The sequence below is a fragment of the Saccharopolyspora cebuensis genome (genome assembly GCF_039542665.1).
In the GTDB taxonomy this organism is placed as follows: Bacteria; Actinomycetota; Actinomycetes; order Mycobacteriales; family Pseudonocardiaceae; genus Saccharopolyspora; species Saccharopolyspora cebuensis.
Genome location: NZ_BAABII010000005.1, coordinates 274,024 through 295,593, shown reverse-complemented (window position 1 = coordinate 295,593; position 21,570 = coordinate 274,024). Strand labels below are relative to the sequence as shown.

General features: G+C 73.7%; 17 protein-coding genes. 14 read left to right on the top strand and 3 right to left on the bottom strand.

The genetic code is table 11. The features are described from left to right. Genes ABD976_RS11105 through ABD976_RS11090 form a run of 4 tightly spaced genes read left to right on the top strand, consistent with a single transcriptional unit; the run spans nucleotide 1 to nucleotide 4,551 of the window. Entirely contained in the window at nucleotides 1-840 is an 840-nt protein-coding gene (locus ABD976_RS11105; RefSeq protein ID WP_345361403.1) for a methyltransferase domain-containing protein, read from the top strand. Continuing rightward, nucleotides 837-2,447 (top strand): CoA transferase, encoded by a 1,611-nt coding sequence (locus ABD976_RS11100; RefSeq protein WP_345361400.1) that lies wholly within the window; start codon nucleotides 837-839, stop codon nucleotides 2,445-2,447. The genes ABD976_RS11105 and ABD976_RS11100 overlap by 4 nt, the downstream gene beginning before the upstream one ends. Continuing rightward, entirely contained in the window at nucleotides 2,447-4,105 is a 1,659-nt protein-coding gene (locus ABD976_RS11095) for a class I adenylate-forming enzyme family protein (protein WP_345361397.1), read from the top strand. The genes ABD976_RS11100 and ABD976_RS11095 overlap by 1 nt, the downstream gene beginning before the upstream one ends. Next, a complete protein-coding gene (locus ABD976_RS11090; RefSeq protein WP_345361394.1) occupies nucleotides 4,102-4,551 on the top strand; it encodes a carboxymuconolactone decarboxylase family protein in 450 nt (149 codons plus the stop codon). Before ABD976_RS11095 ends, ABD976_RS11090 begins: the two co-directional genes overlap by 4 nt. A 48-nt stretch (nucleotides 4,552-4,599) precedes the next feature. On the opposite strand, the gene ABD976_RS11085 is transcribed toward ABD976_RS11090, so the two are convergent. Further along, nucleotides 4,600-5,751 (bottom strand): YncE family protein, encoded by a 1,152-nt coding sequence (locus ABD976_RS11085; RefSeq protein WP_345361391.1) that lies wholly within the window; start codon nucleotides 5,749-5,751, stop codon nucleotides 4,600-4,602. Between the two features lie 154 nt (nucleotides 5,752-5,905). Between ABD976_RS11085 and ABD976_RS11080 the strand changes: the two genes are divergently transcribed. Next, complete coding sequence (locus ABD976_RS11080; protein ID WP_345361388.1) at nucleotides 5,906-6,166, top strand: hypothetical protein; 261 nt, start codon at nucleotides 5,906-5,908, stop codon at nucleotides 6,164-6,166. A 20-nt stretch (nucleotides 6,167-6,186) separates the two neighbouring features. Here ABD976_RS11080 and ABD976_RS11075 read toward each other — a convergent pair whose 3' ends face one another. Both ABD976_RS11075 and ABD976_RS11070 read right to left on the bottom strand, forming a co-directional pair. Next, nucleotides 6,187-6,969, bottom strand: a complete 783-nt coding sequence (locus ABD976_RS11075) for an ion transporter (protein WP_345361385.1) — start codon at nucleotides 6,967-6,969, stop codon at nucleotides 6,187-6,189. 1,050 nt (nucleotides 6,970-8,019) lie between these two features. After that, the gene (locus tag ABD976_RS11070) at nucleotides 8,020-9,483 is read right to left on the bottom strand and encodes an MFS transporter (protein WP_345361382.1); all 1,464 of its coding nucleotides are present in this window, start codon (nucleotides 9,481-9,483) and stop codon (nucleotides 8,020-8,022) included. Nucleotides 9,484-9,579: 96 nt separating this feature from the next. Here ABD976_RS11070 and ABD976_RS11065 point away from each other — a divergent pair, with 96 nt between their 5' ends. The 9 genes from ABD976_RS11065 to ABD976_RS11025 all read left to right on the top strand — a co-directional run bounded on the left by ABD976_RS11065 (nucleotide 9,580) and on the right by ABD976_RS11025 (nucleotide 21,494). After that, nucleotides 9,580-10,275 carry a TetR/AcrR family transcriptional regulator gene (locus tag ABD976_RS11065; protein ID WP_345361379.1) on the top strand — a complete coding sequence of 232 codons (696 nt, stop codon included), beginning with the start codon at nucleotides 9,580-9,582 and terminating at the stop codon, nucleotides 10,273-10,275. Nucleotides 10,276-10,746: 471 nt separating this feature from the next. Then, nucleotides 10,747-12,138, top strand: coding sequence for an FAD-binding protein (locus ABD976_RS11060; RefSeq protein WP_345361376.1), 1,392 nt, complete (start codon nucleotides 10,747-10,749; stop codon nucleotides 12,136-12,138). A 539-nt stretch (nucleotides 12,139-12,677) separates the two neighbouring features. After that, entirely contained in the window at nucleotides 12,678-13,682 is a 1,005-nt protein-coding gene (locus ABD976_RS11055; RefSeq protein WP_345361373.1) for a GNAT family N-acetyltransferase, read from the top strand. Next, the gene (locus ABD976_RS11050; RefSeq protein ID WP_345361370.1) at nucleotides 13,679-16,333 is read left to right on the top strand and encodes an aldehyde dehydrogenase family protein; all 2,655 of its coding nucleotides are present in this window, start codon (nucleotides 13,679-13,681) and stop codon (nucleotides 16,331-16,333) included. The genes ABD976_RS11055 and ABD976_RS11050 overlap by 4 nt, the downstream gene beginning before the upstream one ends. 2 nt (nucleotides 16,334-16,335) lie before the next feature. After that, on the top strand, nucleotides 16,336-18,006 hold the full coding sequence (locus tag ABD976_RS11045) for a thiamine pyrophosphate-binding protein (RefSeq protein WP_345361367.1): 1,671 nt from the start codon (nucleotides 16,336-16,338) through the stop codon (nucleotides 18,004-18,006). After that, nucleotides 17,990-18,550 (top strand): hypothetical protein, encoded by a 561-nt coding sequence (locus ABD976_RS11040; RefSeq protein ID WP_345361364.1) that lies wholly within the window; start codon nucleotides 17,990-17,992, stop codon nucleotides 18,548-18,550. The genes ABD976_RS11045 and ABD976_RS11040 overlap by 17 nt, the downstream gene beginning before the upstream one ends. Beyond that, nucleotides 18,547-19,653 (top strand): beta-ketoacyl synthase N-terminal-like domain-containing protein, encoded by a 1,107-nt coding sequence (locus ABD976_RS11035; RefSeq protein WP_345361361.1) that lies wholly within the window; start codon nucleotides 18,547-18,549, stop codon nucleotides 19,651-19,653. Before ABD976_RS11040 ends, ABD976_RS11035 begins: the two co-directional genes overlap by 4 nt. A gap of 174 nt (nucleotides 19,654-19,827) precedes the next feature. Continuing rightward, nucleotides 19,828-20,553, top strand: a complete 726-nt coding sequence (locus tag ABD976_RS11030) for a phosphatidylserine decarboxylase (protein WP_345361358.1) — start codon at nucleotides 19,828-19,830, stop codon at nucleotides 20,551-20,553. Next, nucleotides 20,550-21,494: a dimethylarginine dimethylaminohydrolase family protein gene (locus ABD976_RS11025; RefSeq protein WP_345361355.1), complete on the top strand. Its 945-nt coding sequence runs from the start codon at nucleotides 20,550-20,552 to the stop codon at nucleotides 21,492-21,494. The genes ABD976_RS11030 and ABD976_RS11025 overlap by 4 nt, the downstream gene beginning before the upstream one ends. Nucleotides 21,495-21,570: the final 76 nt, after the last annotated feature.

Sequence of the window (21,570 nt, the reverse complement as noted above, 5' to 3'; positions counted from 1 at the left end):
GTGGACCGCGACCCGACGATCCCGGAGGCAGGCCCCGAGCCGATGACCGATGTCCGCACCGACTACGTCTTCGACAACGCCCACCCGCAGGCGGTCCGGCAGCACCGGTACCTCGCGGAGGCGCACGACCCGCTGACCCTCGCGCGGCTCGCCGAGACCGGGGTCGGACCGGGCTGGCACTGCCTCGACGTGGGCACCGGCGGCGGCAGCGTGGCCGCCTGGCTGGCCGACCGCGTCGCGCCCTCGGGCAGCGTGCTGGCCACCGACGTCGATCCCGGGCACGTCCGCCCGCGCCCGGGCCTGACGGCGCTCGCCCACGACATCGCGACCGACCCGCTGCCCGAGGCGAGGTTCGACCTGATCGTCGCCCGGCTGGTGCTGCGGCACCTGCCGGACCGCGCGGCGGTGCTGGACCGGTTGGTGCGGGCGCTGGTCCCCGGAGGCTGGTTGCAGGTCGACGAGTTCGACACCACCTACGAGCCGCTGCTGCTGGCCCCGGACGAGAGCACCGCGCACCTCTACCGGAGGTTCCTGGCGGCCAAGGACGCCGTGATGCGGGCCGGTGGCGTGGACCCGGCGTGGGGCAGGCGGGTCCCCGAGGCGATGCGGGCGGCCGGGCTGGTCGACATCGATCCCCGGCCGCACGTGCAGCTCCGGCACCCCGGGGCCGCCGACCTGCTGCTGCTGGAGCACCACACGCACCACCTGCGCGACGGGCTGCTGGCGGCCGGGATGACCGAGGCGGACCTCGGCGCGCTGCGGTCCGCGCTGCGCGAGCCGGAGCTGCGGGCCTGCTCGTCGGTGATGTACTCGGTGCACGGCCGGAAGCCCGCCCGGTGAGCGCCCCGGTGTCGGCCCGGCCGGGGACGGCCGAGGCCGTCGCGACCGCGCTGCTCCGCGAGGTCGGCGAGGACCCGGGGCAGGTGCGCCGCGAGCTGGACTGGTCCGGCCCGGTGGAACTGCCGTTGCCCGACGAGGCCGCGGTGCAGGCCGCCTGCGGGATCATGCAGGTGCACGGGCGCAGCGCGGGCCGCCCGGTACCGCTGGGCGTGCCCTACGCCTCGACGGTCGCCGGGGTGCTGCTCGCCCAAGGCGCCCTGGCCGTGGCGATCGACCGGGCGCGGGGTGGCCGGATCGATCGGGTGCGCACCTCGGTGGCGCAGTCGGCGCTGCTGGCGGTGCAGCAGTACCTCGCGGTGGCCGGGTGCGCCGAGCCGGAACCGCCCGCCGACCCCGGCGCACCGCCGCCGCTGCGCACCGCCGACGGCGTGCGCTGCGAGCTGGAGACGCTGACCGCGGAGCACTGGCTGGCGTTCTGGACGGCGCTCGGCGTCGAGCGCGGCCCGGTGGCCCGCGGGTGGCGGCCGTTCCAGCAGCGCTTCGGCACCGCGACCTGCGCGCTGCCCTTCGAGCTGCACGCCGCCGTCCGCGCCGCCGGTTACGCCGACGTGCTCGACGCGGCCCGCGCCTCCGGGGTCAGCGTGCTGCCGGTGCGCACCGATCCGACCCCGCCGCTGGACCTGCCCGCCTGCGAGCTGGCGCCGCTGCCCGGGATCGCACCGCGTCCGCTCGGCGCGCCCGGTGCGCTGCCGCTGAGCGGGATCGTGGTGGTGGAGTCGACCCGCCGGGTGCAGGGCCCGGTCGCCGGTCAGGTGCTGCGGATGCTCGGCGCCGACGTGGTGCGCGTCGAGCCGCCGGGCGGCGATCCGATGCGCGGGGTGCCGCCGATGGCGGGGGACTGCTCGGTCCGGCACCTGGCGCTCAACGCGGGCAAGCGGGTCGTCGAGGTGGACATCCGGACCGCGGCCGGGCGCCGGGAGCTGCACGAGCTCGTCGGGGGTGCCGACGCGTTCGTGCACAACTGGGCGCCCGGCAAGGCCGCCCGGCTCGGCCTCGACGCGGCCCGCCTGGCACCTCCCGGGCTCAGCTACGCGTGGGCCTCGGGGTGGGGCGACGCGCTCGGGCCGGAGCCGCCGCTGGGCACCGACTTCCTGGTGCAGGCGCACAGCGGGCTGGCCGCCGCGGTGCGCCCGGGCCGGCCGCCCGCGCCCTCGCTGCTCACCCTCACCGACGTGCTGGGCGGCCTGGTGTGCGCCTTCGGCGTGCTCGCCGCGCTGCTGCGCCGGGTCCGCACCGGTTCCGGGTCCGCGGTGGACAGTTCGCTGCTGTCGGCGTCCGGTGTGGTGCCGCGCGCGCCGCTGCGGACCCCCGTGCTGCGCACGGCCGACGGCCACCTGGTCGTGTCCGGCGACCACGACGCGGTGTTCGGCGGAGCCGATCCGCTCGCGGAGCCCTCGCGGCACTGGGTCGAGCGCGCCGCGCGCGCCGGTGCGGTGGCCACCCCGGTGTGCACCGACCTGCGCGAGCTCGTCGACGACCCGCGGTTCGGCGCGGCGCTGGGCCGCGGCCGGTACGTCTTCCCGCACCCCCCTTGGGAGTTCGGCTGATGTGGACCTCGACCTCCGACCTCGCGATCGGCGACCGGGTGCCGCCGGAACTGCGCGCGGAGTGGGTGCGGCGCGGCGACTGCCCGGGCCGCGACGTGCACGCGCTGTTCACCGACGGGGTGCGGCGGCACCCCGACCGGGCCGCGGTGGTCGACGCCGACGGGGTGCTCGACTACGCCGGGCTGGACCGCGAGGTGCGCCGGGTGGCCGCCGCGCTGACCCGTGCCGGACTCGGGGAGCGCGACGTCGTCGGCATCCGGCTGCCCAACGGCAGGCGCATGGTCGTGGCGGAGCTGGCCGTCGCCGCGATCGGTGCGGTCGCGCTGCCGTACCCGGCGGGCCGGGGCAGCCGCGACACCACCAGCCTGCTCGGCCGGTCCCGGGCGACCGGGGCGATCTTCGGCGCGCGCGACGACGCGGCCGATGCCGCGGCGCTGCCGCACCTGCGCGCGGTGCGCACCTTCGGGGCCGGGCCGGGGGACTGGCCGGAGCTGGACGCGGCGCCCGAGGCACCGGACTGGCGGGCCGCCCCGGTCGATCCCGAGGCGCCGGTGCGCATCCTGGTCACCTCCGGGTCGGAGGCCGAGCCGAAGATGATCGCCTACTCGCACAACGCGATGGTCGGCGGCCGGGCGAACTACGTGCGCGCGCTGCACCAGGACGGGCCGATGCGGGCCCTGGTGCTGATGCCGCTGGCGTCCTCGTACGGTTCGCTGGCCAGCCACGTGGGCATCGCCGCGCTCGGCGCCACGATCGTGCTGCCGGAGCGCTTCGACCCGGCGGCGGCCCTGGCGCTGGCCGCCCGGCACCGGATCACCCACCTGTTCGGCGTGCCGACCATGCTGCGCCGCCTCGCCGAGCACCCGGACGTGCCGGAGCTGCCCGCGCTACGCGCGGTGGTGTCGAGTTCGGCGCCCCTGCCCGAGGTCACCGCGCGCCGCTGCACCGAGCGCTTCGGCCGCCCGGTGATCAGCGTCTACGGCTCCTCCGACGGGATCAACTGCCACACCGCGGCCACCGGTCCGGACCCGGCGGCGGGCACCGGTCGGCCCGATCCGGCGGTCGCCGAGATCCGCGTGGTCGATCCGGCCGGGCGCCCGGTGCCGCCCGGTGAGCCCGGCGAGATCCAGGCGCGCGGGCCGATGACGCCGCTGTGCTACGTGGCCGCGCCGGAACTCGACGCCCGCTACCGCACCGGGGACGGCTGGGTCCGCAGCGGGGACCGGGGACTCCTCGACGAGCGCGGGCGGTTGCACGTGCTGGGCCGGATCAAGCAGGTGGTGGTGCGGGGCGGCTACAACATCAGCCCGGCCGAGGTGGAGCGGGAGATCGGCGCGCACCCGGCGGTGGTCGAGGTGGCCTGCGTCCCGGTGCCCGACGAGGACCTGGGCGAGCGGCTGTGCGCCTGCATCAGCCAGGTCGAGGGCACGCCCGAGCTGACCCTGCCCGAGCTCACCGCGTTCCTGGAATCCGAGCGCGGGCTGGAACGCCGCAAGCTGCCCGAACTGCTCCTGCTGCTGCCCGGGCTGCCGGTCGCCCCGACCGGCAAGGTGTGCCGCCGCACCACCGCGGCGCTCGCCGAGCAGCACACCACCGAACAGGGCGCCACCGCAGAGCGCACCGCCGAAGAGCGCACCACCGCGAAGGGAACGACATGACCACCGCACCGAACCTCGACCTGGCCCGGGTCACCCCGGACAGCTTCGCCGCGCTGCACCGGCTGGCCGCCGACACCGGCGCTCGCGCGCAGGACGCCGGGCTGGCACCGGGGTTGGTCGAACTGGTCCGGCTGCGCGCCTCGCAGCTCAACGGCTGCGGGTACTGCCAGGCGCTGCACACCCGGCAGGCCGCGGAACTGGGGGAGGACGAGCAGCGGGTGGCGGACCTGGCGCGGTGGCCGGAATCCGCCGCCTTCACCGACGCCGAGCGCGCGGCGCTGCGGCTCACCGAGGCGCTGACCCGAGTGGACGGACGCGGCGTCGACGAGGAATTCCGGGCGGCGGCCGAGCACTTCGGCGAGGCGGAGCTCGCCGGTCTGCTGTGGACGATCGCGGTGATCGGGGCCTACAACCGCCTCGCGATCGGCTCCGGGCTCACCGGCTGAGGCCGGGTACGGCCGTCCGGCAGGTGGGATGCCGGACGGCCGGGCGGATCACCGGATGTTGCTGGTGTGGCCGAGGGAGTAGCGGCCGGGCTGGGGCATGTAGGTCAGGCCGTGGGGGCCGTTGCCGACCGGGATGCGGGCCAGCAGCTCCCCGGTGCGGGTGTCGAACACGTAGACCTCGCTGTCGTAGCGACCGGCGAGCCAGAGCTGCGTGCCGTCGGCGGACACCGCGCCCATGTCCGGGCTGCCGCCCCCGGGGATGTGCCACTTGTCGATCGGCTGGTGCGTGGCGGTGTCCAGCACGGTGACGCTGCCTTCGCCGCGGTTGGCGATGAAGGCCCGCTGGGAATCGCGGGAGAAGTAGATCCCGTGCGCGCCCTTGCCGGTCGGGACGAAGCCCTTCTGGTGGGTGGCCTGGCCGTCGAACAGGTAGATGCCGTTGGCGTGCATGTCGGCGACGTAGAACGTCTCGCCGTCCGGCGCCAACCTGCTGTCCTGCGGCATCCCGTTGGGCACCTGGTGGAGGTCGAAGGTGCGCACGTGCTTGCGGGCCTCGACGTCGAGCACGATCATCCGGTTGGCGAACTCGCAGGTCACCAGGGCGATCTTGCCGTCGGTGCTGAAGTCCATGTGGTTGATCCCGGCGCACTCCGGGATGGACAGCGACTGCTGCTGCTCCCACGTCCGCGGGTCGTAGAAGTCCAGCCGCTTGTAGGCCTCGGCGACCACGATCGCGGAGCTGCCGTCCGGGGTGAAGTACAGGTTGTACGGGTCCTGGACCTGGATCGGCTCGCCGGGCTTGCCGGTCTTGGGGTCGATCGGCGTCAGGGTTCCCGCGGGCACCATGTCCGCCGTGACGTACAGCGTCTTGAGGTCGTAGGAGGGCACCACGTGCTGCGGCTCGTCCCCACCGGGGAAGGTGTCGATCACCTCGAAGGTGTTGGGGTCGATGACGGAGACGGTGTCGTCCTGGCTGTTGGGCACGTAGACGAGGTTGCGCACGCCCTCCATCGCGGGGGAGAGCATCCCCGCCCGGGTGTGCGCGTAGACGTCGGTCTGCTCCGGTGGCGGGGGCGGGGTGTCGGAGACCGGTGGCGGGGCCGCTTGGTCCGAGTCGGCGGTCAGCTCCGCGCCGCAACCGGCGAGCAGCAGGCTGGTGACGCCGAGCAGCGCCGCGAGGGGAAGGCCACTTCTGTGCATGGCGCCGGACGCTAGCAGCGGCCCTCCGCGCTGACGTCCATCAACACCGCAGGTCAGAGGATTGCGCCCGTGTGGGTTATGGGGCCTCCGATGTTGCCGTCCCGGTGGGTGGCGGACGACGATGTCCGCGGGAGCGGAGTGGAGGTGGCGTCCGGTGAGCGGTGGACTGCCCGCGAAGGACCGGCCGGGGCGGCAGGCGTGGCTCGGGCCGATCGCGCTGGGGATCGGCCTGGTGAGCTGGCTGGTGCCGGGCGGCATCCCGGTGGCGCTGGTGGCGGTGGCCTGCGGCGCGTGGTCGGTGCGGACCCGGGGCCCGTACCGGATCGACGGCACCGCCGTCGCCGGGGCCGTCGCGGGCGGCCTGCAGGTGCTGTTCTCGCTGCTGCTGCTCGCCGCGGACTCGGCCGGGCGCTGAGGCGCCACCCGGCGTCCCGCCTAGCCGACCCCGGTGCCCTCCCCGCGCACTTCGGCGCGCAGCGCCCGCACTTCCTCGACGAGCTCGTGCAGGACGAGGTCCTCTTCCTCCTGGTCCTCCTGCCGGACCCGCGCCTCCATCGCGTTCACCGCCACCGCGATGAACAGGTTGAGCACGGTGAACGTGGTGGCCGCGATGTAGACGATGAAGAACACCCAGGCCAGCGGTTCCTCGGCCATCACCTCGCGGGCCACCTCCGACCACGCTTCGCCGGTCATCACCTGGAAGAGGGTGAACAGCGACGCGCCGAGGTCGCCGAAGTACTCCGGCGAGACCGTCCGGAACAGCGTGGTGGCGATGACCGCCGCGATGTAGAGGAGCAGCGCCAGCAGCGCCGCGATCGAGGTCATGCCCGGCACGGCCGCCAGCAGCGCGCTCACCACCCGGCGCATGCTCGGGATCGACGAGACCAGCCGCAGCGCGCGCAGCACGCGCAGCGCCCGCAGCACGGCGAACGCCCCGGTCGCGGGCAGCAGCGCGATCCCGATGATCACCGCGTCGAAGCAGTTCCACGGATCGTTGAAGAACCGCGCGCCGTGGGCGTAGATCTTCGCGGCCAGCTCGACCGCGAACACCGCGAGCGCGATCCGGTCCACCGCGTGCAGCACGGCACCGTACTCGGCCACGAGGTCCGGATCGGTCTCGCAGCCCAGCGTGAGCGCGTTGAGCAGGATCAGGGCGATGATCAGGCGCTGGCAGGTCGGTGCGTCGATCACCGCGCGGACGCGTTCGCGCGTGTTCACCACTGAGCTCCCGGTTGACGTCGGTTCGGTGGTGATCAACCTACCGGGTGGCCACCGCGCTGCGTCACGGGACATCAGCGCGCGGTGACCGACCCCGTCCCGGGTGGTCCACCGGGCGCGCGGACAGGTGGCGTTCGACGGGGCCGAGGAGCGCGCGCGACCGTTCCGGGGCGTCGGCGGGCAGCGGCAGGTCGTCGAGGTGCCGCTGGGAGGTGCCAGGTCAAGCGACGGGTTCGGCCGGTGGTTGGCCGCGGTGCGTTCGGAACGGTGTTGCGCCAACGCGACGTTCCACGGTGGACGCGAACACGGCCGTTCCTCGGTGCGGAGGAACCGCATTCCGCACCACGGCCGCGCGCAACCGCTTTTTCCGGGTTCGGCCGCGCGCGGAATGCGCGGGAAACGCGCTCCTCTCTCACTCGGAGGTGCTCTTGATCGACGGCCCGGCGGTGCCGGACACTGGAAATCGCCTGAGGGTGCTCCCGGGACGGAGCAGAACGAAGGAAGCAATGTCCACCACGCACACGACGCGGACCGGGCCGGTGCGGCGGAACGACCTCGATTCCGCCGCACGGCGCCCCGGTCGCCGCTGAGGAACAGGAGGGACGTGGGTCCACCGCATCGACCGCCGCCGACTCGCCGGCGGTCGGGTGCTCGGTCGTTCCGGCGTACCTCACCAGCGATGACACCTCTCCCGCGATCGGCTTCCCCGCCGTCCTCGGCCCGATCCGGGTGAAGGACCGTCGGTCCGGCCTCTCCGGCCGTCCGGTGCCGTCGTCGCGCTGGTGCCGGACTCCGTTGCGGATCCGCCGCGCCCCGTTCGGGAGGGCGGACCGTCGAAGGGATGATTCCGTCGTGAGATAGCCGCGTTTCCCGTGCTCGATTCCGAATCCTTATTCGTGACAACCGAATTCGCCATCCGCGGAGGATGAGCAGCGATGTGGTCCCGCCGCGCCGGGTTTCCGGCGGGTGAAGCGGGACGGGCAGCCCGGGCGATCCGCCGGTACACCGGATCGCCCGGGCCCGCCGCGCGGCGGGTGCGTCGGGCCCGGATCACCGCAGGGATTCGCCCCGCGGTTCCGCGGCGGAGTCCCGCGCCCGGAGCACGGCCAACGCCACCGCCGCCCCGGCGAGGGCGCACAGCGCCGCGGCCAGCATGGTGGCGCTCTGCGCGGAGGTGAACGCGGTCCGCGCCGGACCGCTCAGCGCCGGATCCGCCAAGGCGTCGGCGAGCGGCCGGTCGGGTGCGGGGGAACCGGCGCGGTAGCGCGCGGCGAACAAGCCGCCCAGCGCGGCGACGCCGAGGGCGAACCCGAGCTGCTGGTGGGTGTCGTTGAGGGCGGAGCCGAGCCCGGCGCGCGCAGGCGGTACGGAGCCGAGCACGGTGCTGGTGGTGGCGGGCCCGGCGAAACCGGTCCCGGCCCCGGCGAGCAGCAGGCCGCACGCCAGCACCGGGTACGGGCTGGTCGGGGTGAGCGCGGCGAGGACGGTGAAACCCGCTGCGGCGACGGCGAATCCGAGCGCGATCGCGGCCCGGGCCCCGATCCGGCCGGGAGCCCGGCCGCCGACCGCCGAACCCAGCACGGTGCCCGCGGCCAGCGGGATGACGGCGATCCCGGCGGCGAGCGCGGAGTGGCCGCGCACCAGTTGCAGGTACTGGGTGAGCACGAACAGCACGCTGCCGGTGCCCAGGGTCAGCAACGCCGCCGCCGCGCTCGCCCCGGCGAACCGGCGGTCCCGGTACAGCGCGAAGTCGATCATCGGTGCGCCGTCGCGCCGTTGCCGGTGCGCGAACCACCCCAGCGCCGCGACGGCGACCGCGAGCGCCCCCGGCGCGGCGGGGGACTCCCACCCGCGTTCCCCGGCGATGATCAGCGCGGTGATCAGCGCGCCGGTGCCGAGGATCACCAGCCCGGCCGCGACCGGATCGAGCCGGTGGGCCGCGGGCGCGCGGAATTCCGGCACCAGCCGCGCCACCCCGGCGAGGGCGGCGGCGACCAGCGGCACGTTGATCAGGAAGATCCCCGACCAGCTCCACGCCTGGACCAGCGCGCCGCCCAGCACCGGGCCGAGGGCCATCGCCACCGAGGCCACCGCCGTCCAGACGGCGAACGCCTTCGGCCGCTCCTCGGCCGGGAACACGTGCACCAGCACGGCCAGCGTCGAGGGCATGACCAGGGCCGCTCCCGCGCCCATCAGCGCGCGGGCGAGCAGCAGCCACCACGCCGACCAGGCCAGCGCCGCGGCCACCGAGGCGAGCCCGAACAGGAGCAGCCCGGCCAGCGCGGCCCGGCGGTGCCCGTACCGGTCGGCGGCGGCTCCGGCGGCGACGAGCAGACCGGCGAAGACGACCACGTAGGCGTCGACGACGCCTTGGAGCAGCGCGGTGGAGGAGCCGAACGCCCGCCCGATCGCGGGCAGCGCCACCGACAGCACGGTGTTCTCCACGACGACCAGCAGCAGCGCGGCGCACAACGCCACCAGGATCGACCACCGCCGGGGATGTCCCCGTTCCACGTCCGCCTCCTCTCCGGTCCTACGGCGTAGGACGCGCATGGTCCTACAGTGCAGGACCACCTGGGACGGGCGCAAGCCGCCGCTAGGATGTCGCCCATGAGTCCGAAGCGCGCCGACACCGGCCCGGCCGTGCCGGGGGCGATCTGGCTCCGCGAACGCGCGCCCGGTCGCGGCGGCGGGCTCACCCGGGAGCGGATCGCCGAGGCAACGGTCGCGCTGCTCGACGCCGACGGGGCGGCGGGGCTGAGCCTGCGCCGCCTGGCCGAGGCGCTCGGCGTCCACGCCACCACGCTCTACTGGCACGTGGCCACCCGGGACGACCTGCTCGACCTCGCGCTGGACGCGGTCTTCGGCGAGATCCCGGAGGCGGGCGGCCCGGGGGCGGACTGGACCGGCGACATCACCGGGTACATGCACGGACTGCGCCGCGCGCTGCTGCGCCATCCGTGGTCCGCGGCGCTGGCGGGCAGTCGACCGCTCACCGGTCCGAACGCGCTGGCCCGCGCCGAATCCGTGCACGTCGCGCTCACCGGCGCGGGATTCCGGGGCGCCGAGCTGTCGGCGGCGGCCGCGGCGATCTCGAACCTGGTCATCGGCTCGGTGGCCGTCGAGACCTCCTGGCAGCACGAGGGCGAGGCACCGGCGCGCCGGGCCGTCGACGAACACCTGCGGCGCCACGCCGAGCGCTACCCGACGCTGGCCGCGCACGCCCCGACGCTCGACGACGCCTGGGACGACCACTTCGACCGGGCGGTGCGCTTCCTGGTCGACGGGCTGGCCGCCGCCCGCTGACGGCGTCCGCGGGACTCCGGGTCCACCGGTCACGCCAGGTCATGATCGACCTGCACGGTCGGACCAGCAGGGGGTTCCACGTCGCCGTGGAACTCGTAACGGCCTGGTGTTACGCGTACACGGCCGTTGGTCCACTTCCGCAGGGAAGAGATCGCCCTGCGTGACATCGGTGTCCGATTGATCCGGGAAATCCCGCGATGTTGCTCCGAACGGGAAAGGTGAACGTCGAACCACCTCACCGCCCGTGTCTTTTCGGTGTTCCGGCGCCGAAGGGGTGACATGACGCGCGGTAACGATCGGAGGAGTGCGCAACCCGCCTTCCGGGTGTCACGCTGAACCCGGAAAGCGCCGGTGCGCAGGGGAGAACGACCCGGGAAGTCCCCGGGGGACGCGCCTGTCGGGTGCCGCGCCGGCGCGGTCCGAGCGCGGTCGGCCCGCTCGAAGCCGGCCACGCCGAGGGAGGGGTGCGACGTGACGCGGAACGTGGATGGTTTCGGAGTCCCTCACTACGACGCGGTGCGCGACCGGTGGTCCGGGACGCCGCCGCTGCCCGACGGCGGCGAACTGCTGCTGGACCTCCTCGCGCGGGACCGGGACGCGACGGACCTGGGCAACATCGTCGAAGCCCGCCCCGGGGCGGTGCTGGTCCCCGGTGGTGCCGGCGACGTCGAGGTGATGGTCGCGTGGTGCGCCCGGCGGGGCATCCCGGTGCGGGCGCGCGGCGAACGGCACTCGGTGGGCGGGCAGGGGCTCACCGCGGGCGGTCTGCACATCGACATGCGCGCGTTGCGCTCGATCCGCGCGGTGGGGCCCGAGGGGATCGCGGTCGAGGCGGGCGTCACCCTGCGCCAGGTCGTCGAAGCGGCGTGGGCGCGCGGGCTGCGGCTGGCCTCCGGACCGACCGGATACCTGCGGCTCTCGGTCGGTGGCGTGCTTTCGGTGGGCGGGATCAGCAACCTGCCCGCGGCGGGATCGATCGCCGACTCGGTCAGCGAGCTGGAACTGGTGACCGCCACCGGGGAACGGGTGCGCTGCGGCCGGACCGAGCGGCCCGAGCTGTTCCGCGAGGTGCTCGGCGGTCTCGGGCGCCGAGGCGTCATCGTCAGCGCGGTGCTCGACGTCGTCCCGGCGCCGGCCCGGGTGCGCGGCTGGGTGCTCGACTACGACTCGGCGACCAGCACCCGGGCGCTCGTCGAGGACGTCCGGACGCTGATCGCCGAAGGGCGCACCGACGAGGTGTCGGTGCGGTTCGCGCAGCCCGACGTGCGGACCTACCGGCTGCACCTGGCGAGCTACTACGACGCGGCGCCCCCGGACGCCCCCGCGGTGCTCGACGGGCTCAGCGGTGCGGTGTCCGCGGAGCACGACGCGGACTACCTGGCGCACGTGACCGCCGTCGACCCGCTCTACGACCAGGCGCTGGAAGCGGGTTGGGACGCGGTGCACAAGCCGTGGACCGACCTGTTCCTGCCGGACGGGTCCTTCGTGGACTTCGCCGAAGCGGCGATGACCGTGCTGCGCGACCGCGATGTCAGCCCGATGGCCTACGGCCTGTGGTTCCCGCACCGCCGGGACCGCTTCGGCACCTCCCTGCGGCTGCCGGAGGGCGGGGAGCTGGTGTGGTTGTGGGACCTGCTGCTGGATTCGACGGGGATGCCCCGGCCGAAGCAGTGGCTCGGCGAGATGCTGCGCCAGTGCGGCAGGTTCGCCGACCTCGCCGTGTCCATGGGCGGCATGGTGTACCCGATCGGCGCGCCCGCGAGCCGGGCCCGGCGGCACTGGCCGGCTTCGGAGGGCCCGGCACCGGAGAACGGGGTGTTCGGCGACGGGCCCCTGCTGCCCGCGCCGCGTCCGCGAGGCTGAGCGCACTTCCCGAGCGCGGGGCGCCCTGGTCACCGGGGCGCCCCGCGCCCGGCTTTCCGGAGTCGCCGCGGAATCCGGTAGAACGGATGCGCCGCGTTGAATTCGGATCGCGCATCCGGCATTCCAGAGGGGTTCCCGTCCATTCGGGACGCTTCGATTGCGTCCCCGTTCACCGATGAACGCATTGCCGCGGCGAAGGCTCGTCACCATTTCCGACCGGCTCGCCGCTTTCGCGTCGACACGTCCGTTTCGAGTGCGTCAACGCAGGTCACGGCGCCGAACAGTCCCTGGTTGAGTGATCGGGGGCGGTGCGAAAGGGCCGTTCAGGTGATGTGCGCTGACGGTTCCCGCTTTCGATCTGCGGGGTGTCGCTGAATGGTGTAGAGACCAGTGCGCCCGTTTCCTCGGTTGCCGTACGTTCGGAGCACAGGCCGAATGCGAACTTCGGTGCTCAATTCGTCTGACAGGACGGTGGAGTTGTGCGCGAATGCCTTCCCGACCAGGATCCCCGCATTCCCGCTGCCCGGCAGGAACGTCCCGTGCGCCACCCCGACGGCATCCGAGCGGCCTACGAGTGGCGACCGCTGAGACCGGAGGACGCCGCCTGCTGGGAGAACCTGGTCTACGACTTCGAGGCGGACGAACGGCCGGTCGCCGAGAACAGCGCGGACCAGTTCGTCGCGGTGCTGGCCCAGGAGGTGACCGACCCGGAGCTGGACACCCTCGGCGTCTTCGAGGGCGACGACCTGATCGCGTACTCGATGGTCCGGACCGGTCGCCACTACGACGTCGAGGGCTGCGTGCACCCGGACTTCCAGCGGTGCGGGCTGGGCACCCGGCTCCTCGCCTGGGGCTGCGCGCGGGCCGAGGAGCGCGCCGCGGCAGACGGGCGCCCGGCGGAGCTGCGGGTCTGGTCGGCCGAGAACGACGAGGTGCTGCGCGGGATGCTCGACGGCCTCGGACTGCGCGCGTTCAAGTGGTACTACGAGATCTTCTCCGAGCTGGCTCGGACGCCACCGCTCGCACCGGTGCCGCTGCAGCCCGGCTGGCGGCTCGGGACCTACGATCCCGCCCGCGACGACGAGGTGCGCGAACTGCACAACCGCTCCTTCGCCGGACAGCACGAGGACGGCGATGTCGACGCCGAGCGCTGGCGGCGGGAGTTCACCGGCGGGGCGGATTTCCTGCCGGAGCTGTCGTTGCTCGCCTACGACGACGCCGACCGCGTGGTCTCGCACCTCCTGTCGTACGCCGTGCGCCCCGAGGAGGAGGAGACCTGGCCCGACGACAAGGACTTCTCGGTGGGCTACATCGGGACCCCGCCGGAGCACCGCGGGCGGAGCCTCTACCGGGCGCTGCTGGCCGAGAACGACCGGTTGGCCCGGGAACTCGGCTACACCGGCAGCACTTTCAGCGTCGACCTGGCCAACCCCACCGGGGCGTTGCGGTTGTTCGAGCGCCTGGGCGTCTGCGATCCGACGCGCGACGACATCTCCTGCTGGGTCTGCTACCGGAAGGAACTCGTGCCGGAGGAGCGGCGATGAGCGCTCCGGGTCTGCTGGCACCGGGGGCACCGCCGCTGGACCGGGCGGCCGCGGGCCGCCGGGCCGTCGGCGTCGCCGACGCGCTGCGGGCGCGCGGCGTGCGACCGGCGGACCGGGTGATGGTGCTCGGCGACAACTCCGCGGACTACGTCATCGTCCTGCTCGGCCTGATGCACCTGGGCGCCTCGATCGTGCTGCTCGACCACCGGCAGACCGCCGCCGAGGTGCGCCGCGCGGCGGCCTTGGCCGACGTCCGCTGGCTGGTCGCCGATTCCCCGGGGGCCCCGGGCGAACCGCTGCGCAGGCTGGGGCTCGGGGAGCTCGCCGGTTCCGCGCCCTCGTCCGCCGGGCAGGTGTCGCTGCGCGCGTGGCGGGACCGGGCGGACGCGTTGATCACCTGGTCGTCGGGGACGGAGGGCCCGGCCAAGGGGATCGTCCGGTCCGGCGGGTCCTTCGTGGACAACATCGACCGCAGCAGGCGCCGGATGCGGTACCGCACCGACGACGCGCTGCTGCCGCTGCTGCCGTTCTCCCACCAGTACGGGCTGTCCGTGGTGCTGCTCTGGTGGCGGGTCGGCTGTTCGCTGCTGGTGGCGCCGTACCACCGGGTCGACCACGCCCTCGAGTTCGCCGCGCGCGGCGGGGCGACGGCCGTCGACGCCGCACCGATGACCTACCACACCGCGCTGAACCTGATGCGCAACCGCCCGGCGCTGCTCGAGGCGCTGCGCTCGGTGCGGATGTGGTGCGTCGGCGGGAGCCCGCTGGGTGCGGCGCTGGCCGAGCGGTTCCGCCGGGTCACCGGACGTCCGCTGCTGGACGGTTACGGCAGCACCGAAACCGGCAACATCGCCTTGGCCGCGCCCGACGACCCGGTGGGGTGCGGGCGTCCGCTGGACGGCGTGCACGTCACCGTGCTGGACGAGGCCGGGGCGCCGGTTCCGCCCGGCGTGCTCGGCGAGGTGGTGCTGAGCTCGCCGGACCTGACCTCCGGGTACCTCGAACCGGGTGGCGGCGTCCGACCGCTGCCCGAAGGCCCCTACCGGACCCGCGACCTCGGCCACCTCGACGAGGCGGGCCACCTGTTCGTCGTCGGCCGGGCCGCCGCGGTGCACCGGATGGGGCACGTGCTCTACCCGGAAGTGCTGGCGACCAAGGCCGCCGAGTGCGGTGCGCCGGTGCGGGTGGTCCCGGTCGAGGACGAGCGCCGCGGCTGCCACCTCGTGTTCGTCGTCGCCGATCCGCAGCTGCGCGAGCCGCGCTTCTGGCGCAGCCGGATCGATGCCCTGCTGCCCTCCTACGAGCGTCCCAACCGTGTTGTCGTGGTGGAGGAAATCCCGTTGAACAGCAATGGAAAGCCCGATACCGGCGCGCTCGACCGGCTGGTCCGCCGCAGCACCGGGCACCGCTCGGTGGGGGAGCAGCTCCCCGCGGTGCCCTTCCCGCAGCGGATCGGGGCGCTGCGGGCGGTGGCCGACTTCCTGCGCGACCACCGGGCGGAGGTGCTCGACCTGCTCTGCGAGATCTCCCCGCGCAAGGCCGTGGAGACCGAGCTGGCCAGCTCGCTGGAGGCGCTCACCGGGGCCTGCGAGGAGATGGAGACCTACCGGCCGGGGCGGGTCGGGCGGATGGCGGTGTTCATGCCGTCCAACGTGCTCTGCTACTCCTACGTGCTGTACCTGCTGATCCCGGCGCTCTACACCGAGCGGCTGGTGTTCCGGCCCTCGGCGCAGGTGGCCTCGCTGACCCGCCGGCTGCACGCGATGCTGGCCCCGGTGCACGGGCTGCCCCTGGAACCGAGCGGGCTGAGCCAGCGGCGGTTCGTCGAAGGACCGGTCCCGGAGTCCGACGTGGTGGTGTTCACCGGGACCTACCAGAACGTCGAGCAGATCCGGACCCAGCTCCGGCCCGAGCAGCTCCTGCTGTTCTTCGGCCAGGGCGTGAACCCGTTCGTGGTCACCGAGGGCGCCGACCTCGACATCGCGGTCGCCGACGCCATCCGCATCCGGATGCTCAACGGCGGCCAGGACTGCTTCGGCCCGGACGTGTTCCTGGTGCCCGAGGACGCCGCCGACCGGTTCGTCGAACTGCTGGTGAAGGAGATCGGCGAACTGCGCTACGGCGACTACCGCGACGAGGACGCCGACTACGGGCCGCTGTACTACGACTCGGCGTTGCAGCGGGTCACCGACTACCTGCGCAAGCACCGCGAGCACATCGTGTTCGGCGGTCGGCTGGACCTGCGCGAGCGGCACCTGCACCCGACGGTGCTGCTGCGCCCCTACAGCGAGCGGATCACGCTCGAGGAGATGTTCTCCCCGGTGTTCAACATCGTGGTGTACCAGAACGACCAGCAGCTCAGATCGGTGCTGCGGATGCCGTTCATCGACGACCGGGCGATGGCCGCGATGGTCTACGGCGAGCACCCGGAGCTGGTGGAGATGCTGTCCCGCAGGCACCAGGTGTGCGTCAACCGCACGGTCCTGGACGAGGAGAACGGCAACCGGCCCTTCGGCGGGCACGGGATGGTCGCCAACTTCGCCGCCTACCGGGGCAAGCGGGTCGCCGAACCGCTGCTGATCTCCAAGGCCGTCGCCCAGCACATGACCACCGCGGCCCCGGAAGCCGACGACCGGGCCGGGGGGTGCTGACCGTGGACTGCTTCCCGAGCGCCTGGCACGCCGTCGTCGACCACCTCGGCGCCGCGGGCGTCACCGTCCTGTTCGGACTCCCCGGTGACGACCTGGCGCTGCTGCCCGCGCTCGACGCGGGCGGTCCCCGGCTGGTGCTGTGCCGGGACCAGCGCAACGCGGTGTTCATGGCCACCGGGTACGCGGTGCAGTCCGGTGCACCCGGCGTCTGCGTGCTGGGCAAGGGGCCCGCGGTGGCCAACGCGGTCACCGGCCTGGCCGAGGCGCGCAGCGGGAGCGCTCCGCTCGTGGTGCTCTCCGGTGGCATCCCGGCCGAGCACCGGGGCAGCGGGGCGTTCCAGGAACTCGACCACCTCGGCCTGGTCGCGCCGGTGGTGAAGTGGGCGCACCGGGTGGACCATCCGAGCCGGGTGCTGCCCGCGCTGGAGAAGGCCTTCCTGGTCGCGCGCTCCGGGGCGCCGGGCCCGGTGTACCTGGAGATCCCCGACGACCTCGGCTCGATCGAGGTCCCGGCGCGCCCGTGGTCGCCGCCTCCCGTCCTCGCCCGGTCGGTCCCGCCGCGCGAGGACGGCGCGCTCGACGCGGTGCGCGCCGCCGAACGCCCGGTCGTGCTGGTGGGCGGCGGGATGCGGCACCGCGCCGCCGACGGCGTGGTGGAGCGCTTCGCCGATGCGCTCGGCGCGGCGGTGGTGTGCACGGCGTCCGGGCGGGGCGCGGTGCTGGAGGACCACCCGTCGTTCTGCGGGCTGTCCGGGCTCTACGCGCCCGCCGCGATGGCGCCGCTGTGGGAGACGACCGACCTGGTGATCGCGGTGGGCAGCAGGCTGGAGGAGACCGCCACGTTCGGCTGGCGGCCGGACCTCCCGGTGGTCCAGGTCAACCGCGACGCGGCGGAGCTGTCCACCGAGCACCCCTGTGCGCGGATCGTCGGGGACGGCGCGGACGTGCTCGACCGCTGGACCCGGGCCGTGGCCGACCGCCCGCCGAACGCCGACTGGCGGGCGGCGATCCGCCGCTGCCGCGAGGACCTGCACGCCGGAGCCGAGGCGGAGCTCGCCCGGATGCGCGCGGACCCCCGGTTGCACGTGGCCGAGGTGCTCGCCGCGATCGACGCCGTGGTCCCGCCGTCGCGGGTGCTGGTGCAGGAGAACGGCTTGCAGGACATGTGGTCCTACGCCTTCCCGTACCACGTCTGCCGGTCCCGGGGCGGCAGCGTGGTGCCCTCCGAGCAGACCTCGCTCGGCTTCGGCGCGGCCGCCGCGGCCGGAGTGCGGCTGGCGGCACCCGACCGCCCGGTCATCGCCTTCGTCGGCGACGGTGCCTACACCCTGTTCCGCTCCGATGTGGACACGGTGCGGCGCGAGGGCATCGGCGTGGTCTACGTGGTGCTGTGCAACGGCGGCTACGGCTGGTTGCACGCCCAGCGCGCGGGCCGCGGACTCGACGCCCAGCGCTACCCGTTCGCCGCCGACCCGCCGCCCGACGGCCCGGTGATCACCGACCGGGCACGGCTGGAGGACGCGCTCCGGGAGGCGGTGGTGACCAGCGAGCGGCGCGGGGTCGTGACGGTGCACGTCGCCGTCGAGCTCACCGACACCCCACCCGGGATCGATGAGCCGGACGGCGACTTCGCCGCCGCGGCGGGAGGGACCGGCCATGCCGTCCAACGCTGACCCCGCGCTCGGCCCGGTGCTGGGCACGACCGCCCGGGCCGACGAGTTCGCCACCGCGGCGGCGCGGGTGCGCGGCGGTTACGACTCCACCGCGGCGGCGGTCGTGGACACCCTCGGCGCGGTGCTGTCCGCCGACGACCCGTTGCCGCTGCTGCTGCACGCCGACGCGTACAGCAGGTGGGCGGCCCGCCGGTTCGCCGCCCGCTGCACCGAGACCAGCAGGCGGTTGCGGCCGTCGGACTCGGTCGGGATGGAGACCTCCGAACTGGTCCGCAAGTTCGCCATCGCCAGCGGGTGGCGCGGTCCCTGCTACCTGCTCGGCGGGGTCAGCGCGCGGCGCTTCCTGCGCATCGCCCGCCGGTTCGCCGCCCGCGGACCCGTGGTGCTGTGCGACGTGCTGCCGCTGGACCCCGACGCGCTGGACGACCCCGGGTGCGCGGTCACCGCCGTGCTGCTCGGCGGACCGGAACCGCTGCGCGTCACCGGTCGCCAGCGGGTCCCGCTGCTGCGGGCGCTCGCCGAGGAGCGGGGGCCCCGGTCATGAGCACCGTGATCACCGGGCTCGGCCTGGTCAGCCCGTTCGGCGTCGGGGTCGGGGCGTTCTGGAACGGGTTGCGCTCGGGCGGCAGCGCGCTGGCGTCCGCCCGCCGGTTCACCGGCACCGCGGAACCGGTGGGCGAGGTGCCCGACGACCTCGGCGCGCCGCGCAAGCGGGCGTACCTGACCCGCGCGCTCGGCGAAGCGCTGGTCGACGCCGGGCTCTCCGGCGTCCCCGACGACGCCCTGCTCGTGCTGGTCGGCCAGGCGCCGTGGGAACCGGGCGAGCTCCCGGACTGGGACGAGTTCGTCGGGCCCGCCGCGCCGGAGACGCTCGGCGAGCGGACCAGCTACCTGACCCACGCGTGCGCGTCGGCGGGCTTCGGCGTCGGGTTCGCCCGGGAGGCGATCCGCTCCGGGCTGACCGACACCGTCGTCGTCGCGGGCGCGACGGCGCTCAACCGCTACGAGTACGCCAGCATGAGCGCGGTCCGCGCGGTCAGCGGTGCCGCGGCGCGCCCGTTCGACCGCGCCCGCGCGGGCATTTCGATCGGGGAGGGCGGGGGAGCGGTCGTGCTCGAATCCGCCGAGCGCGCCGCGGCCAGGGGAGCACCCCGCGACGTCGCCGTCGCCGGGGTCTGCTGCCGGGTCGGCACCGGCAAGTCGGCGGCCTCGGACCCGGAGCTGATCGAGGACTGCGTCCGCGACGCGCTCGCCGACGCCGAGGCCGACCGGCTCGACTACGTGCACGCCCACGCCACCGGCACCCCGCAAGGCGACCAGGCCGAACTCGTCGCGCTGGAGTCGGTCGCCGCCGACTGCGGCAGCACCGCGCTGCCGGTGGGCTCGCACAAGGGCGCCGTCGGCCACCTGTTGCACACCTCGTGCCTGCCGGGGATCACCGCGGCGGTGCTGGCCCTGCGCACCGGCGAGGTGCCGCCGACCGCGGGCCTGACCGATCCGGAAGCCACCGCGCGGCTGCGCCTGACGCCGACGCGGCTGCCGGTGGACCGCCCGACGGCGGCCGCGGTGACCAGTTTCGGCTTCGGCAGCAACAACTGCGCGCTGCTGCTCACCCGGGATCCCGGCGCTTCCGGAGGACGGCGGTGAGCGCGGTGCCCGCGCACCGGCACCACCGCGGTCGGGACCACCGGTGGTGCCTCATCCGGGCGTTCCGGCGCCGGCTGCGGCACCGGATGTCGGTGACCTACCACCATCGCCGCCGACGTCGCCCCGGTTCCCAGCACACCTCCGCAACCACTTGGACGAGGCATGGTCAAAGCATTGAGGGAATGGATCGCCGACGACGTCCTGCCGGTACGGGACAAGTCGGTGGAATGGCTGTCGCAGTTCCACTTCTTCCGCGATCCGATCAGACCCATCTACATCGACCCCGACTACTTCTTCGCCCCCGCCGACGGGGTCATCCTCTACCAGGAGGTCGTCGACCCGGAGCACTCCGTGATCGACGTGAAGGGCAGCGCCTACACGCTGCGGGAGGCCCTGCGTGACGACACCTTCTCGCAGCGGTGCCTGGTCATCGGCATCTTCATGACCTTCTACGACGTGCACATCAACCGGGTGCCCTACTCGGGACGGCTGCGCTACCGCGAACTGGACGCCATCGACACGGTGAACCGCCCGATGCTCGACGTCGAGCACGAACTGCTGCACCAGCTCCGGGTCCCGGCGAAGGGCTGCGAGTACCTCCGGCACAACCAGCGCGTGATCAACCGCATCGACGTGCCGGACCTGCACCTGTCCTACTACCTGCTCCAGATCGCCGACTACGACGTCGACTGCATCATGCCGTTCGAGCTGGGGCAGAACAACTACGTCGACCAAGGGCACCGCTTCTCGCAGATCCGCTACGGCTCCCAGGTCGACCTCATCATCCCGCTGTCCGACCGGTACGAGTTCACCACGCTGTGCGAGCCGGAGGAACACGTCGAGGCGGGCATCGACCCGCTCGTGCACATCACCGAGACCACGGAGGAGAAGAACCGATGACCACGGCCGCCCGTCCCGCGCACCCGATCAACCCGACCCAGCACGAAGGCCCGGCGTACCTGCTCAACGCGCCGTTCTCCTTCTCCACCGAGGTGGCCAACAACGTCTGGATGGAGGAGATGCCCCTCGACGAGCGCCGCCCGGACGCGCGCAAGGCGATGGCGCAGTTCCTCCGGTTCTACGGGCTGGTGGCCTCCGAGAGCCTGGTGTACCTGCTGCCCACGCCGCGCCCGGACGGGCTGCAGGACCTGGTGTTCACCGCGAACATGGGCGTCGTGCTGGAGCACCTGCCCGAGCGCGACACCGTGGTCATCTCGAACTTCACCTCCCCGCCCAGAACCGGCGAGACCGAGATCGGCGTGCGCTTCTTCGAGTCGATGGGCTACCGGGTCGTCGTGCCGGAGACCAAGTTCGAGGGCGAGGCCGAGCTCAAGCACCTGTACGACGACGTCTACATCGGAGGGTACGGGCTGCGGTCGCAGCGCGAGACCTACGAGTGGCTCGAGCGCACCTACGACATGACCGTGCTCAAGCTGGCCGAGACCGACCCGTACCTCTACCACCTGGACTGCACGGTCTTCCCGATCACCAAGGAGCAGACCCTGGTGTGCACCGCCAAGTACGAGCCGGAGGAGCTCAGCCTGCTGGAGAAGCACACCGAGGTCATCGACGTCTCCAGCGCCAGCGCGATGGCCGGGCTCTGCAACTCGATGCGGATGAACAACCTCATCGTCAACGCGTCCGACGTCCACGACCTGCGGGCCGGCACCGAGGACTACCAGATGGAGGTGGCGAAGAACCGCGAGCTGGAGGACATCGCCGGACGGCTCGGCTTCGAGGTCGCCCACATCAACCTCAGCGAGTTCACCAAGGGCGGGGCGCTGCTGTCCTGCATGGTGATGCACCTCAACCGGTACTCCTACGAGTTCAGCCTGCTCTGACCACCCGGTGCGGCCGGGACTTCGCTCCCGGCCGCACTCCGCCGGAAACGGGTGGTGCCACCGCCGGTCCGGCTCC

Bases quoted from the DNA above. Each gene is read 5' to 3' on its own strand.
- ABD976_RS11095 (WP_345361397.1), top strand. From the start codon at position 2,447: ATGTGGACCTCGACCTCCGACCTCGCGATCGGCGACCGGGTGCCGCCG.
- ABD976_RS11090 (WP_345361394.1), top strand. From the start codon at position 4,102: ATGACCACCGCACCGAACCTCGACCTGGCCCGGGTCACCCCGGACAGC.
- ABD976_RS11085 (WP_345361391.1), bottom strand. From the start codon at position 5,751: ATGCACAGAAGTGGCCTTCCCCTCGCGGCGCTGCTCGGCGTCACCAGC.
- ABD976_RS11065 (WP_345361379.1), top strand. From the start codon at position 9,580: ATGAGTCCGAAGCGCGCCGACACCGGCCCGGCCGTGCCGGGGGCGATC.
- ABD976_RS11050 (WP_345361370.1), top strand. From the start codon at position 13,679: ATGAGCGCTCCGGGTCTGCTGGCACCGGGGGCACCGCCGCTGGACCGG.
- ABD976_RS11040 (WP_345361364.1), top strand. From the start codon at position 17,990: ATGCCGTCCAACGCTGACCCCGCGCTCGGCCCGGTGCTGGGCACGACC.
- ABD976_RS11035 (WP_345361361.1), top strand. From the start codon at position 18,547: ATGAGCACCGTGATCACCGGGCTCGGCCTGGTCAGCCCGTTCGGCGTC.
- ABD976_RS11025 (WP_345361355.1), top strand. From the start codon at position 20,550: ATGACCACGGCCGCCCGTCCCGCGCACCCGATCAACCCGACCCAGCAC.